A 14,321-nucleotide genomic window follows, 5' to 3' on the forward strand; every position below is an offset into this window, starting at 1 on the left:
GCTCGACACGAACGGCTTTGGTGTTAGGCATCCTAATAGCCGTCTCCACCCCCGTGCTCGCGGATTCGCTGATGCCGGCGGCGAAATATGCCGACGAGCAGCTCGCCGATCCGGGCAAGGAGAAGCAGGCCAAGGCGCTGATGGAGACGATCCGCTGCCTCGTCTGCCAGGGCCAGTCGATCGCCGATTCGAACGCGGAGATGGCCGGCGACATGCGCGCGCTGATCCGTACCCGCATCGAGGCGGGCGAGAAGCCCGAGGCGATCCGTGCCTGGCTGATCGAGCGCTATGGCGACTGGGTGAGCTTCAAGCCGCCGCTCGACGAGCTGACCTGGCCGCTCTACGTGGTGCCGGTCCTGTTCCTCGGCCTCGGCATCTGGATCGTGAGCGGGCGCCTCAAGCGCCGGAGGAAGGGCTGATGACCGGCTGGTTGATCTTCGTCGGTCTCGCGCTGATCGTCGCGGGCCTGTTGTGGCGCTTCGGCCGGCTGCCCAAGGGCGGAATCGAGCTGGTCGCCGCCACATTGTTCCTGGCCGTCGCGGGCTATGCCTGGCAGGGCAGCCCCGGGCTTTCGGGCAAGCCGACCCCGGCGCCCGAAACCGCCAAGGTCCCCGACAGCGCCTTCGCCCTCGAACGCGACAAGCTGCTGGCGCAGGTCGGCAGCGACGCCGACGTGCTGAGCGCCGCCGACGCCTTCCACCGCCAGGGGCTCAATCTCTACGCGGTCGGCATCATCAAGGGCGCGCTCGAGAAGCGGCCGAACAGCGCCGACCTCTGGGTCGGCCTCGGCAACGCGATGGTGGTGCATGGCGGCGGGCTGATGTCGCCGGCGGCCGAACTCGCCTTCCAGCGCGCCGCGGCGATCGCGCCCGACCATCCGGGTCCGCCCTTCTTCATGGGCCTCGCTTATGCCCAGGCGGGTCAGCTCGACCGCGCCGAGGCGGTGTGGCGCGACCTGCTCGATCGCGCCCCGGCCAACGCCTCCTGGCGGCCCGAGCTCGAACAGCGACTGATCGAGATCGAGCGGCTCAAGGCGCAGATGGCCCAATAGGAAAAGGGGCGCCCCTCGCGAGAGGCGCCCCAGCGGGGGAACATGGAGACGTCCGTCAGAACTTCTTGCGGACGCCGATCATGAAGTTGCGGCCGACCTTGTCGTAATATTGTCCGTTCACCGGGCCGTTGAGGATGACGTACGGCGTCATCGGCGGGTCCTTGTCGAGCAGGTTGTTGATCGCCCAGAAGAACTCGAAGTCCTTCTTCGCGCCGGCGAAGATCTTCCCGTACAGGTTGAAATAGGTGACCGACGGCACGCTGTTGTCGTTGATCGTGTTGGTCGGCAGCGTGTTGTAGGTGACGTCCTGCTTGCCCTTGCTGATGAAGATCGTCTGCAGGGTCAGCTCGAAATCCTTGTTGCCGATGGTCTGCGACAGGTTGCCGCGGAAGGTGGGGATCGAGCCGAGATTGGACCAGCCATTCTCGCCCGCGCGATCGATCGGTGCCGCACCGGTGCCGGCATCGACATAGGCGTGGAAGATGTAGGTGCCGCTCGCCGCGATGCTGTAGCGGCCGCCGTCGCCGAGGAAGCCGACATTGGTGCTGTAGTTCAGCGTCATGTCGATACCCTCCTGCTCGAAGGCGCCGACGTTCAGCGAACCCGCGACCAGGCCGGTGTGGATCCGCTCGCCGGGCGCGTTGGGATCGGGGCCGTAGGTGAACAGGTTGCAGAAATAGGCGTCGCCCTGTCCGCACAGCGTGGCGATGTTGACGGTCGACAGGTTGGTGATCGCGTTCTTGATCTTGATGTTGTAATAATCGGCCGAGGCGCCGAAGCCGCGCAGCGCGCCGGTGCCGCGATAGGCGAAGCCGGCGGTCCAGGTGTCGGCATATTCCGCGTCGACGTTGGGATCGCCCGCGCTGGTGTTCTGCGGGATCACAGCATTCTTGGTCTTGCCGTCGACGATCAGCGTGACGTTGTTGGTCACGTTGCTGCCGGGGCTGGCCAATTCGTTGATCGCGGGCGCGCGGATGTCGCGCGACCGGGCGACGCGCAGGTTGAAGCCTTCGAACGGCTCCCACACCGCGCCGAGCTTCCAGGCGCTCTTGCCGCCGACGCTGCTGTAGTCGGCATAGCGATAGGCGCCGTTGAGGTCGAACTTTCGGGCGAAGCGGAGGTCCGCGAGCAGCGGCACCGTGGCCTCGACATAGCCTTCCTTGACGTTGAACCGGCCCGAATAGGGCACCGCGTTGCCGGCGGTCAGGAAGCCGTTGGCCGAGGCGATCGGGTCGGCGGTCAGCTTCTGTGTCTCGCGGCGATATTCGCCGCCGAAGGCCACGACCACGGGTCCTGCCCAGGTCGAGAAGGGTTCGCCGACCATGTTCAGCGCGGCGGTGAACTGGTCGTACTTCACCTTCGCCAGCCCTTCGCCCCAGATATATTCGCGAGCGGCCTGGGTGGTGTTGCCCTCGCCGAACAGGTTGAGCGGGACGCAGCCCGCCGCGGCGGGGTTGCCCTGCAGTGCGGCGCGGCAGACGATGTTGCCCGTCGCCGGATCGCGCACCGCATCGATCGCGAAGTTGAGGTTCTGCGTGATCGGGTTCTCGGTGGTGTAGGACGAATAATAGTTGATGCCGTAGGAGGCGTGGGCATCCCACTTCCACGATCCGCCCAGCTTGCCGTCGAGGCCGATCGTGCCGTGCGGCGTCTTGTTGACGATGCGATAATGGTTGATGCCGATGTCGTGGCCGATCCGGCTGATGTTGAAGCTGGTGACGTTGGCCGGCAGCAGCGCTCGGACCGCATCGGGGATGAACGCGTTGTCGCTGCGGATCGCTTGCGTCTGGAGGCGCATCGGCACGCCGTCGAGGAAGCCTTCGGACCGCGAATAGCCGCCTTCGATATAGCCGGTCAGACTGTCGGAGAAATCATAATAGAGACTGCCATAGGCGGTGAAGCGCTCGACGTCGGGGACCAGCGCGGTGCCCGTGATGATCGATCCGCCCTCGCCGCCGATCATCGTCGATCCGCCGAAGATCGCGCCCTTCTGGAACGGACGGATCGAGCCGTCCGGATTGAAGGTCATGTTGGTCAGGCCGGGGATGTTGCTGGTGATGACGCCGCCGGCTCCGAGGCTGTTGTGGACGTTCGGCGCCAGGATGAAGGCGGGCAGGCCGTTGGTCGCGCGCTGGCCGTTGCTGACGATCATCCATTCCTCGCGGCCCCAGCCGCGCGAGTAGATGTCCGGAACGCCGTTGTTCTTCGAATAGTCGGCGCTGAGCACGACATGGCCGCGATCGTCGTTGAAGCTGGTGCCGCCGATGAAGCCGCCGCGGATCGTGCGATAGTCGCCGCGTTCGGAGATGCCGGTCTGTGCGGTGACGTTCAACCCGTCATATTTCTTCTTCATGATGATGTTGACGACGCCCGACACGGCGTCCGATCCGTACAGCGCGGACGCGCCGCCGGTCACCACGTCGACCCGGTCGATCATCAGCGTGGGGAAGAGGTTGAGGTCGGTCGTCGTCGGCACGCCGAGGTTGCTGGCCGGTGCGAAGGGCACGACGCGCGAGCCGTTGACGAGGACGAGGGTCCGCTGGCCGCCCAGCGCGCGGAGGTCGGCGGTCGCCTGGGCGGGGCTCGACGTATTGGTGGCATTGGCACCGGGCGAGCGGGTCGCCTTGAATGCGGGGTTCTGGTTCAGCACCTCCATCACCGTGGTGGCGGCCTGCTGCTCGATCGTCTTGGCACCGACGATCTGGGTGGGGGTGGGCGCCTGGAGGCCATCCTGCGCGGTGCGCGACGCGGTGACGACGATTTCCTCCACCGCACCCGCCGAATCGGCGCTCGCCGGCACGGCCTGCGCGAAGGCTGGCGCGGCGGCGGATGCGGTCAGCGCCGTGGTGATCAGCAGGTGGTGCGGCCAAGCCTTTGCCGAACGGTGGATCTTTCGCCGTGCCATATCCGACTCCCCTCTCCAGGATATTATCGAACGATCAGGTTCATCTCACTATTCTGAATGTGATTCAATAAACCGGAACAAGGCGCTTCATAAGCGAAGCTGATAAAAAGGCAAGCGCAAATCCGGTAATGACGGGGCGTATTCGCCCTTCTTTCCGTTACGGCGAGGTCCGTGTCACCCATGACGGATGACCGGATTCTCCCTCAGCGGGGCGGCGCGAGCGCTTCCTCCAGCACGCTCGAATCGATCAGTTTCGCCAGTTCTCCGCGCTCCCGCGCCGGGCGTTTCTCCTGTGCCGCGAGCCAGGCCTCCTCGTCGACGAGCAAGTCGACCAGATCGCCTGGCAATGTTGCCGGAAAGGCGAGGTGCGGCCAGGAGCGTCCAACCTCGTCCGCGGTGAAGCCGCCGGTGGCGGCGACCAGCGCCTGGGCCGGGCGCGGGTCGCGTTCGATCGCGGCGGTGGCGGCCAGCACCGCACGGACGAAGCGGACGATCCGCGCGCGGCGGGCCGGGTCGGCGAGGGCGGCGGCGGTGCTGTTGAGGTTGAACCGTTCGCGATAGATGCTGGTGCCGCTCAGCTCGATCGCATCCGTCCCCAGCGCGCGGAGCGCGTTGTCGGCGTGCGGCTCCCAGATCGCGACCGCATCGACCTTCCGGTCGGCAAGCTCCTTGGCCATGGTCTCGATCGGGGAGACGCGGACCACCTCGACATCGTCGAGGCCGAGGCCCTGGCTCGCGAGCATCCGGGCAAGGAAATAGCCCGAGGAGGTCGTGGGGATCGCGGCGATCCGCTTGCCCTTCAGGTCGGCGACCGAGGCGATGCCTGCCGACCGCCGCGCCACGATCCGATAGAGGCCCTCGGTGACGGTCAGGATGATGCGGATGTCGGGATGCGCGACCGAATAGCGCAGCGCCTGCGTCTCGGCATGGGTCGCGACGTCGGCCGCGCCGCCGCCGCCCAGCCCTTCGACCGGGGCGGCGCCGACGAGGTTGGGGATGCCGCCGTTGCGCACCTCGGCGCCATCAGGAAAATGATCGCGCGCGGCGAGCAGCACCGGCGCGATCTCCACCGTCGCGGTGCTGCCGCGCACTGCCAGCGGAGGGCGGGAAGGCCCGACGGTCGCCACGGGCGTGCAGCCGGCGGGCAGTGCCGCCAGCAGGACCGCCATGAGCGCGGAGCGTGGCCGGTCGATCGTCATGGCATCCTCTCTCATGTCAGCCAGGGTGATACTATTTCTTGGCCGGCCGGCATTTGCAAGCTAGAGTCATCAGCCAAGGTGATATCGCTGCGATGCCACGGAGGGAGAGCTTGGAGGTTTCCGGCACCGTCGATCGAGATCTGCTGCGCACGATGCTGGGCGAGGGACTGGCGGATTTCGCCGATAGCGTCCCCGACGCGATGGCGCGCGAGCTGATCCATGGCGACCATGGCTTCGTCGCGCCCTACCAGCTCTCGGCGGCGCTGCTGTCCCGCCTCACCCCCGCGATGCGCGACTGGCAGACCGCCGACGTACTGCGTGCCATCTATCCCGTGACGCCCTTGTCGCGGACGCGGATGCAGCCGATCGCCGGGGCGCTCGCGGCGGTCGCCTGCCGGGCCTTTCCGGGCTTTTGCCATTTCCCCTATGTTCCGGTCGCGCACATGGCGGAGGGGCGGGGCGAGGCGCCGCTGATCGTCGCGGTGCATGGATCGAGCCGTAATGCCAAGGACCTGCGCGACGGCTTCGCCGCCTTTGCCGAGCGGCACGGCTGCTTCGTGCTCGCGCCGCTCTTCCCGATGGATCTCGACACGTCGGTTCCCGACGAGGGCTACAAGCAGCTCGTCGACGAGCGGTGGCGCTACGACCATGTCCTCTGGGCGATGGTCGCCGAGCTGTCGGAGGCGGTCCGCACCCGCTTCAGCGCCATATTGCTGTTCGGCTTCTCGGGCGGCGCGCAGTTCGCGCAGCGGCTGCTCTATGTCGATCCCGATCGCCTGGCGGGGGTCGCTCTGGGGGCGCCCAGCTATGTCACCCTGCCGTCGGAACGGTGGGGCTGGTGGAGCGGCCTCGGCGATTTCGAGCGGCTGTTCGGAAAGCCGGTCGATTGGCCCGCGCTGCGCCGGGTGCCGGTCCACATCCAGTGCGGCACCGAGGATCGGCTCGACTGCGCCATTTATTCGGCAGAGGAAACGGGGCTCGACGCGGCCGCCCATGCCGCCTTGGGCCGCACCCGGATCGATCGCGCCCGGCTGTTGCAGGATCAGTACGACCGGGCCGGCATGGCATCGCGGCTGACGCTGATCCCCGGTGCGGCCCATGCCTGGGGCCCGCATGTCGAGGCGGCCAAACCCTTCTTCGAGGCGCAGTTGCAGGCGGCGGCGGCTTCGGTTTGACGGGGTGGCCCCGAACTGGGTAGCTGGCCCGGTCATTCCGATCCGATTGAAGAGCCTCGCCCCTATGCACCTCCTTCCCCGGCCGCGCGCATGACGGCGCACCAGCTTCAGGCACTGCTGGTCAACCGGCTGGTGCGTGCGCATGGCGGCGACGGCCGCGCCTGGCGCCGCGCGATCGGCCCGGTGCGTGTCTATGACGTCGCGACCCATCCGCACTGCAACTGGACGGTGACGCCGTCGGGGACGATTCGCGAGAATGCCGCGATCGAGCGGCTGTGCGACGGCGTCCGCGGCGAACATCCGATCGTGGCAGGCTGACCGCGGGAGCGGCCGGCTCCGCGCGGATCAGGGCACCCGGCCTTCGAGGATCGAGACCAGATGGCCACGGTCGAGATGGCCACCCGAGATGATGCACACGGTCGGGCCGTCATGGGGTTCCGCCAGGGCCGCCGCCACCGGCGCACCGCCGGCGCCCTCGGCGACGACATGGTGGCGGTCGACCAGCAGCGCGATCGCCGCGGCAGTCTGCGCGAACGAGACCTCGATCGAGCCGGCCAGTAGCGTCCGGGCCAGGGGCCACATCGGCGGCAGCAGCTTGGGGCCGCCCATCCCCGTCACGAAGCTGCCCGAATCGAACGGCACCTCGACGATCTCGCCGGCGGCGAGCGCCGCACCCAGCGGGGCGCCGGCCTCTGTCTCGCAGGCGAAGGTCCGCGCCTGCGAGCCGCTGGCCCGTAGCGCCGCCGCGATGCCGACCGACAGGCCTCCGCCGCCATAGGGCGCGATCACGCGCGCCACCTCGGGCAGCTCCTCGAGGATTTCCAGCGCGATCGTGCCGTTGCCGACCAGCACGTCTGGATCGGTCACCGGATGAATGAAGGACGGGTCGTCGGTCGGCGTGTCGAGCATCGCCCACCATCGGTCATAGGGCACCGGCAGCACGGTCGCACCCAGGCGTTGCAGCCCTGCGATCTTGCTCTGTGCGGCGGTGGTGGGGACATAGGTGGTGACGGGCACGCCGAGCGCGCGGCCGGCATAGGCGAGGCCCTGCGCGAAATTGCCGGCGCTCGCGGTCGAGACGCCGCCGCGCAGCCGGTCCCGCCGCGCGATCAAGGCATTGGCGGCGCAGCGGATCTTGAACGAGCCGATCGGCTGCAGATTTTCGAGCTTCAGGAAGATCGGGCCGCCGCCGTCCGTCTCCAGCCGGATCAGCGGGGTGCGGATGGCGCAGCCGGCGATCCGATCGCGCGCTTCCGCCAGGCTGGCCGGCGACATTCGGGAAAGGGGGTCTGCCATTTTCGCGTCTCCTGAACGGCGCCGGCACGCGATCCGCGACGGGTCTGCCGCGAATCCCGGTAGCGTGACAGCCCAGGTTGCGCCACTCCGGTGGGAGCGGCGGCTATGCGGCCTCGGCCCGCGCGCCGTAATGCCGCGCCAGGATCGCGCAGACGATGAGCTGCAATTGGTGGAAGAGCATCAGCGGCAGGACGATCAGGCCGAGCTGCGGCCCCGAGAACAGGACGGTCGCCATCGGCAGCCCGCTTGCCAGCGATTTCTTCGAGCCGCTGAATTGCAGGACGATCTCGTCCTCGACGCGCAGCCGCATCAGCTTGCGGCCGAACAGATAGGTCAGGCTGAGCGCCGCTGCCAGCAGCCCGGCGAGGATGATGCCGAGCAGGGCCATGTCGGTCAGGCCGATATTGGTCCAGCTATTGTCGACCATCCCCTTCGAGAAGGCGACGTAGATGATCAGCAGGATCGAGCCGCGGTCGGCATATCCGAGGAGTTTCTTGTTGTCCTGGACCCACCGGCCGATCCAGGGGCGGAGCAGCTGTCCGGCAACGAACGGCGCCAGCAGCTGGAGGATGATGTCGACGACGTTGTCGAAGGACAGCACCACCCCGCCGCGCTGGAGGAGCCAGCCGGCGAGGAGGGGGCTGATGAACACGCCGAGGATGTTGGAGGCCGATGCCGCGCAGAGCGCCGCCGGTACGTTGCCGCGCGCGATCGAGGTGAAGGCGATCGACGACTGCACCGTCGACGGCAGCAGGCACAGGAAGAGGATGCCGGTCCTGAGCGCGCCGGACAGCCCGGCGGGCGCCAGCCTGTAGATGATGATGCCGAGCATCGGAAACAGCAGGAAGGTGCATGCCAGCACCGCGAGCTGGAGCCGCCAGTGCGTCATGCCGCTGAGGGCGGCCTGCGGCGAGAGGCGGGCGCCGTAGAGGAAGAACAGGAAGACGATGCCGGCATCCGCCGCGCCGCCCGCGATCTGCGCCCCGACGCCGCGCGCCGGCAGCAGGGCCGCCGCCGCCACGACGAGCATCATGAGACCGATATAGGGATCGAGGAAGCGAAGGAGCGTTTGCATGGCTGCTGGATAAGCCGTCGCGTATTATTGTAAATCACGCTGACCAATGTAATAGCTATCGGAGATTGGAATTACCGATGCTCGATCCGGCATGGCTGCGCAGCTTCGTCACGGTGGCGCGGACGCTGAGCTTCACCCAGGCCGCCGCCCTTCTCGGCACGCGCCAGTCGACCGTCAGCGAACATGTGCGCAAGCTGGAAGCGGTGAGCGGCGTCCGCCTCTTCGTACGGGACACCCATATGGTCGCGCTGACCAGCGACGGGGAGGCGATGATCGGCTTCGCCACTTCGATCCTCGACACGCAGGATCGCGCACTCCGTCATTTCGCGCGGGGCGATCTCGAAGGCCGCATCCGGCTCGGCGTCTCGGAGGACATCGTCCTGGCGGGCCTGCCGTTGTTGCTGCGGCGGTTCACCGCCGAACATCCCAAGGTCGTCCTCGAACTGACGGTCGGCCTCAGCGAGATACTGCGCGACCGGTTCGCCCGGGGGGAACTCGACTTCGCCTTTCTCAAGCGGCGGGGCGGCGGTGGGGCAGGCGAAGGGGTCTGGCGGGATCCGCTGGTCTGGATGGCCGCACCCGATTTCCGCCTCGATCGCGACCAGCCGCTTCCGCTGATCGTCCTCGCGCCCCCCGCGATCACCCGGATGAGTGCGCTCGAGGCCCTGGAACGGGCCGGCCGGCCCTGGCGGCTGATGTGCACCAGCGAGAGCCAGAGCGGTATCCATGCCGCCGTCGCGGCCGGTCTCGGCGTGGCGCCCCACGCCCGTTCGCTGCTGCCCGAGGGGCTCGTCGAGCTTCGCGACGATAGGTTGCCGCCGCTCGACGAGGTCGAATTCGTGATCCTGGTCGGCCAGCCCGCCAGACGCGATCCCGCGCGCGCGCTCGTCGAGATGATCAAGACGAATGGATCGCTGCTGCGACGCAGGCGTAATCCGGCCGCAGCCGCAACGGCCTGACCGGCGGCGGGTCGCCTGCCGCGGCGAAGGGGAGGAAGAGGGCATCGCATTCCCATCTGGAAATCGGCCGCGCTCGTCCTTATAGGCTTCCCGGTCAGTCCTTTAGGCCCGCGGCTTCGCTGGGCGGCATGCGGGTGTGGCGGAATTGGTAGACGCAGCGGATTCAAAATCCGCCTCTGGCAACAGAATGTCGGTTCGAGTCCGACCACCCGTACCATGATCTTCGACAACCGATCCGGCCCCGGCCTGCCTATCGACGGCTCGGCAGGCCGATCGCGGGCGCGCGAGTCGTTTCGGTGCAGGATATATTGCTCGAAAACGGACCATCGGCTTCTTGGAGCGTCGTAACAGTTTCTTGTCTGATTGCAGATATTTAATGGAAGTTGACGGATCAGACGAAAGTTTGTCGTATGGTGCGCTTTCGGCTTGCTTTGTCGGGCCGATGGGCTAAACCAGATACGTCATTAGTCAGAATCCTCCAGCGAATAACCCGGCCCCAAAAGCCGGGTTATTCATTTTCTGGCTCCCCCCGCATTCTTTCGCCTCCGGGACCATGCTCGGTCGATCGCCGATCCGGACGATTCCCTCCTGCCGCGATTGTCGTTAAGGCCTGGTTGATGGCCTTGTTCATTTTCTGGCGGGATTGTGCGGCAAAGGGGCGCCCTGCCGAGCGGCTCCATCCGTTGCTGCGGACGGAGGCGCATCTGCTGCCCGATCATGTGGCGACCGGTCACCAGCCCGACGCGGCCGGCGGCTGGCATTTTGCCGCCTTCGCGACCCGCACCCATTTCTATGCGCCCGAGGCGCAGGTCTGGCAGCGGGCCGGGCTGGGTGCCTGCATCATCCACGGCCTGATCTGGCGGAGCGTCGACGGACGCCCGGTGCTGCTCGACGCGGCGGCAGTCGCGGCGCTGCTCGACCGGCCGGGCACGGAACTGCCGGCCGACGTCATGGGCGAATATGCCGTCGCGCGCCTCCATCCCGATGGCACGCTCGACGCCTTCTCCGACCGCGCCGGGCTTCACCAGCTCTTCCATGGCGCGCAGGGGCAGGCGGTGCTCGCCAACCGGGCCGGGCTGGTCGCGACGCTGCTCGACGACTGGACCGCCGATCCGTCCGGGCTGCGCTGGCTGCCGGCAATCGGCTACCGGGTCGGTACCGCGACCGCCTATCGCTCGGTCGTCCAGCTCGGGCAGGAGCGGCGGATCGGCATCGGGCCCGATGGTGCGACCCTCGCCGCGATGGCCGATCCCGTCATCCGCTTCGACGGTCCGCGCGGCTATTCGGCTGCGCTCGATCCGATGCTCGACGAGGGGATCGTCCAGGCGCAGGCGGCGATCCGGCTCGGCATCCCTGTCGACGGCGCGATCGACCTGCCGATCACCGGCGGCAAGGACAGCCGCGTCGTCCTCGCGCTCTGCCTCGCCGCCGGGCTGCGCGACCGGCTGCGCCTGTTCACCCGCGGCTATGAAGGCCATCCCGACGTCGTCGCGGGGGCCGGCGTCGCCGCCGCGCTGGGCCTGCCGCACCGGCGCGAACCGCCGCACGGCAGCGACGAGCCCGCGCTTTGGAGCCGCGAGCGCTTCTTCGCCAAGCTGATGGCGCAGACCTGGCAGAGCGACGGCATGGTCGGCGGCTGGGACCTGATTCTGGGCGATCGGCTCGGCACGGGCACGCTGATCACCGGTCACATGGGCGAGGTGCTCAAGGCCTATTCGAAGAAGCCGCTGCCGCCGGGGCCGCTCGATCCGGTCGCGATGGTGCGGCTGCAGGCGCCGTTCGATCCGATGGGGCTGCTGCGGTCAGGTACGCGCGCCGCGATGGAGGCGCAGTTGCAGGCGCAGATGGAGGAGGCGCGAGCCGCGGGCGCGGCCGACGCCGACCTTCCCGACATCTTCTACTATCGCAACCGGCTGCCCAACTGGCTGGGGGCGATCCGCGCGATCAAGTCGTTCGAGCGCCAGCCGGTCGTCCCACTCGGTGCGCCGGCGCTGCTTCGTCTCGCCTTCCGCCTGACCCCCGAGGAGCGCAAGCGCGAGCTGCTCCACCATGCGATCGTCCGGCGCTGCGCGCCCGAGCTGCTCGCGCCGCCTTTCGCGATGCAGGGATGGGACCCGGCGCTGGGCGAGGACGTGCCGCGCTCGCCGCCGGTCCTGCCCGGCGCGGGCGCGCCACCGACCTTCGGCAACTGGCAATTCTCTATCAACCACAACCCCGGCATCCGCGCCGCGATCGCCGCCGAGGCGATGGCGCGCGACGACCTGACCCTGTGGGACACGATCGATCGCGACGCGCTGATCGACCGGCTCCGGCATCGGCGGCTGGATTATTTCGACGGCATCGGCATGCTGGGCCTCGTGGTGGCGATGTTCCAGGAGCGCGCGATGATCCGGCCGGTGCGGCTCGGCTCCCCCGAGCCAGCGACAGTGCCTGGCCGCCCTGCGCCCGCCGTACCGGCGGCGATCGATCCGCCGGCGGTCGAGGGTCATCTCGACGCGGTGCGGCGTGTCGACGGCGCCGTGATGTTCGACGGCTGGGCGCATGCGCGCGACTGGCCGGCGGCGCAGATCGCGATCGAGGCGCGTGCGGGGGAACGGTCGCTGGCGATCGCGGTAGCGGCGAACGACCGGCCCGACCTCGTCCCGCACGGTTTCGGCGACGGCCGCCATGGCTTCTCGCTGGCGGTGCCGGCCGAGCGGCTCGGCGACGGCGCGGTCGAGGTCGCGATCGGACCGTTCGACGGCGGCGGGGCGATCGCCCGGGCCGTGGTGACGCGATGAGCCGCGCGATCCTGGTCATCGGGCAGAGCCACGTCGCGGCGGTGCGCGCGGCGGCCAGGGCGCGGCGCGAGGCCGATCCCGATCGCACGCGCACCCGCGTCATCCATACGATCGAGCCGCAATATGCGCCCGAGGTCGAAGGAGAGGGCGACGCCGCGCGCTTCGCCCCCGCGCTGGTCGACACGATCCGCGACCAGATCGATCGCCACGCGCCGCTCGTCGCCTCGGCCAGCGGCGGCAACGTCCACAACGGCTTCGCGCTGATCCGCCATCCGCGCCCCTATGACTTCCTGCTGTCGGACGAGGACGGCCCGCCGCTCGATCCGGCCGCCGAGCCGGTCACCGAGGCGCTGGTGCGCGCCACGCTGGAGGCGGGGCTGGAGCGCGACCGCATCCGCCTGCGCGAGATTCGGCGGATCGCGGGCGAGGGCGTGGTCCAGCTCGAATCGCCGCCGCCGCTCGCCGACGGGGCGATCATCGCCGCGCAGGCCGACGCCTATTTCCGCAACCGCGGCATCGCCGAGCTGGGCGTGGCGCCGGCCGGGCTGCGCTACAAGATCTGGCGGCTCCATTCGCGCATCGTCGCCGGCTATTGCGCCGATCTCGGCCTCCGCTTCCTGCCGGCGCCCGCCGAGGCGCGGGACGCGCAGGGCTTCCTCCGTCCCGACTTCGCCGGGGATGCCACCCATGGCAACCGGGCCTATGGTGAGGCGGTGATCCGCGCGTTGGAGGCCCTGTGAGCGACCATCCCTATCGCAGCCTCCCCGACAGCGCCTATTGGCGCCGCGCGGTGGCGGGGCAGGGGCCGGCGATCGATCCGCTCGGCGGCGGCTTCCTGACGCTCGGGCGGGAAGAGAAGGTCGCGACGGCGGGGAGCTGTTTCGCCCAGCACATCGCCCGCTACCTCAAGCGCAGCGGCTTCGCCTTCCTCGTCACCGAGACGGCGCATCCTATCGTCCCGGCCGACGCGGCAGAGCGGCACGGCTATGGAATGTTCAGCGCCCGCTACGGCAATATCTACACGGCGCGCCAGCTCCTTCAGCTGTTCGATCGGGCCTATGGCGCCTTTGTCCCGGCCGAGGACATCTGGGACGCGGCCGGGGGTGGTGGGCGCGTGGTCGATCCCTTCCGGCCGACGATCGAGCCGCAAGGCTATGCGGGCGAAGCCGAGCTGCGCGCCGACCGCGCGCATCACCTCGCCAAGGTGCGCGAGATGTTCGAGACGCTCGACATCTTCATCTTCACCCTCGGCCTGACCGAGGGGTGGGAATCGGTGGAGGACGGCGCGGTCTTTCCGATCTGTCCCGGCGTCTCGGGTGGTCGATTCGATCCGGCGCGGCATCGCTTCCGCAACTTCCGCGTCGGGGAGGTGACCGCCGACATGGCCGCCTTCATCGCGCGGCTGCGCGGGGTCAATCCGGGCGCGCGGATCATCCTGACCGTCTCGCCGGTGCCGCTGGTCGCGACCGCGAGTGGCAACCATGTGCTGGCGGCTACCACCTATTCGAAGTCGGTGCTGCGCGCCGCCGCGCAGGAGATCGCCGAGGATCATGACGGCGTCTTCTACTTTCCCTCCTACGAGATGATCATGGGCGCCCCCGCCGCCGCCCGCTATTTCGCCGAGGACCTGCGCAACGTCACCGAGGAGGGTGTCTCCCATGTCATGTCGGTGTTCCTGCGCCACGCCGCCGGCGTCGATCTTCCCGCGCCGCCCGCGGGGCCCGCTTTCGAAACGCCCGATGCGACCCTCGCCGCCGCGCGCGAATGGGTACAGGTGATGTGCGACGAGGCGCTGCTCGACCCCGGCGCCGATGGCGGCGACAGGGGCGACGAAACCGCCTGAACCCGCTTGCTGGCCTGCGGAGGCTCGGCCATTAGGTG

At 68.6% G+C, this 14,321-nt stretch carries 12 protein-coding genes and 1 tRNA gene; 9 read left to right on the forward strand and 4 right to left on the reverse strand.

Going from position 1 to position 14,321, the window contains the following annotated elements:
• Positions 1 to 71: 71 nt before the first annotated feature.
• Positions 72 to 419 carry a cytochrome c-type biogenesis protein gene (locus B5X82_RS06010; RefSeq protein ID WP_223811424.1) on the forward strand — a complete coding sequence of 116 codons (348 nt, stop codon included), beginning with the start codon at positions 72 to 74 and terminating at the stop codon, positions 417 to 419.
• The gene (locus tag B5X82_RS06015; RefSeq protein WP_079647195.1) at positions 419 to 1,051 is read left to right on the forward strand and encodes a tetratricopeptide repeat protein; all 633 of its coding nucleotides are present in this window, start codon (positions 419 to 421) and stop codon (positions 1,049 to 1,051) included. Before B5X82_RS06010 ends, B5X82_RS06015 begins: the two co-directional genes overlap by 1 nt.
• 55 nt (positions 1,052 to 1,106) lie before the next feature.
• Here the strand turns inward: B5X82_RS06015 and B5X82_RS06020 are convergent, their stop codons facing one another.
• Both B5X82_RS06020 and B5X82_RS06025 read right to left on the reverse strand, forming a co-directional pair.
• Positions 1,107 to 3,956 (reverse strand): TonB-dependent receptor plug domain-containing protein, encoded by a 2,850-nt coding sequence (locus tag B5X82_RS06020; RefSeq protein ID WP_079647196.1) that lies wholly within the window; start codon positions 3,954 to 3,956, stop codon positions 1,107 to 1,109.
• 203 nt (positions 3,957 to 4,159) lie between these two features.
• Positions 4,160 to 5,155: an ABC transporter substrate-binding protein gene (locus B5X82_RS06025; protein ID WP_079647197.1), complete on the reverse strand. Its 996-nt coding sequence runs from the start codon at positions 5,153 to 5,155 to the stop codon at positions 4,160 to 4,162.
• Between the two features lie 110 nt (positions 5,156 to 5,265).
• On the opposite strand from B5X82_RS06025, the gene B5X82_RS06030 reads away from it, so the two are divergent.
• The gene (locus B5X82_RS06030; RefSeq protein ID WP_176152473.1) at positions 5,266 to 6,330 is read left to right on the forward strand and encodes a hypothetical protein; all 1,065 of its coding nucleotides are present in this window, start codon (positions 5,266 to 5,268) and stop codon (positions 6,328 to 6,330) included.
• Between the two features lie 90 nt (positions 6,331 to 6,420).
• A complete protein-coding gene (locus B5X82_RS06035) occupies positions 6,421 to 6,648 on the forward strand; it encodes a hypothetical protein (RefSeq protein ID WP_079647199.1) in 228 nt (75 codons plus the stop codon).
• Positions 6,649 to 6,675: 27 nt separating this feature from the next.
• On the opposite strand, the gene B5X82_RS06040 is transcribed toward B5X82_RS06035, so the two are convergent.
• Both B5X82_RS06040 and B5X82_RS06045 read right to left on the reverse strand, forming a co-directional pair.
• The gene (locus B5X82_RS06040; RefSeq protein ID WP_079647200.1) at positions 6,676 to 7,626 is read right to left on the reverse strand and encodes a pyridoxal-phosphate dependent enzyme; all 951 of its coding nucleotides are present in this window, start codon (positions 7,624 to 7,626) and stop codon (positions 6,676 to 6,678) included.
• A gap of 103 nt (positions 7,627 to 7,729) precedes the next feature.
• Positions 7,730 to 8,701 (reverse strand): bile acid:sodium symporter family protein, encoded by a 972-nt coding sequence (locus tag B5X82_RS06045; protein ID WP_079647201.1) that lies wholly within the window; start codon positions 8,699 to 8,701, stop codon positions 7,730 to 7,732.
• 77 nt (positions 8,702 to 8,778) lie between these two features.
• Between B5X82_RS06045 and B5X82_RS06050 the strand changes: the two genes are divergently transcribed.
• The 5 genes from B5X82_RS06050 (at position 8,779) to B5X82_RS06070 (ending at position 14,283) form a co-directional block, all read left to right on the forward strand.
• The gene (locus B5X82_RS06050; RefSeq protein ID WP_079647202.1) at positions 8,779 to 9,660 is read left to right on the forward strand and encodes a LysR family transcriptional regulator; all 882 of its coding nucleotides are present in this window, start codon (positions 8,779 to 8,781) and stop codon (positions 9,658 to 9,660) included.
• A gap of 130 nt (positions 9,661 to 9,790) precedes the next feature.
• Positions 9,791 to 9,877 (forward strand) — tRNA-Leu (locus tag B5X82_RS06055).
• A gap of 400 nt (positions 9,878 to 10,277) precedes the next feature.
• A complete protein-coding gene (locus B5X82_RS06060; protein ID WP_079647203.1) occupies positions 10,278 to 12,440 on the forward strand; it encodes a hypothetical protein in 2,163 nt (720 codons plus the stop codon).
• Positions 12,437 to 13,180 (forward strand): hypothetical protein, encoded by a 744-nt coding sequence (locus B5X82_RS06065; protein WP_079647204.1) that lies wholly within the window; start codon positions 12,437 to 12,439, stop codon positions 13,178 to 13,180. Before B5X82_RS06060 ends, B5X82_RS06065 begins: the two co-directional genes overlap by 4 nt.
• Positions 13,177 to 14,283, forward strand: a complete 1,107-nt coding sequence (locus B5X82_RS06070) for a GSCFA domain-containing protein (protein ID WP_079647205.1) — start codon at positions 13,177 to 13,179, stop codon at positions 14,281 to 14,283. The genes B5X82_RS06065 and B5X82_RS06070 overlap by 4 nt, the downstream gene beginning before the upstream one ends.
• The last annotated feature ends 38 nt before the right edge of the window (positions 14,284 to 14,321 follow it).

This window comes from Rhizorhabdus histidinilytica, from assembly GCF_900167915.1.
In the GTDB taxonomy this organism is placed as follows: domain Bacteria; phylum Pseudomonadota; class Alphaproteobacteria; order Sphingomonadales; family Sphingomonadaceae; genus Rhizorhabdus; species Rhizorhabdus histidinilytica.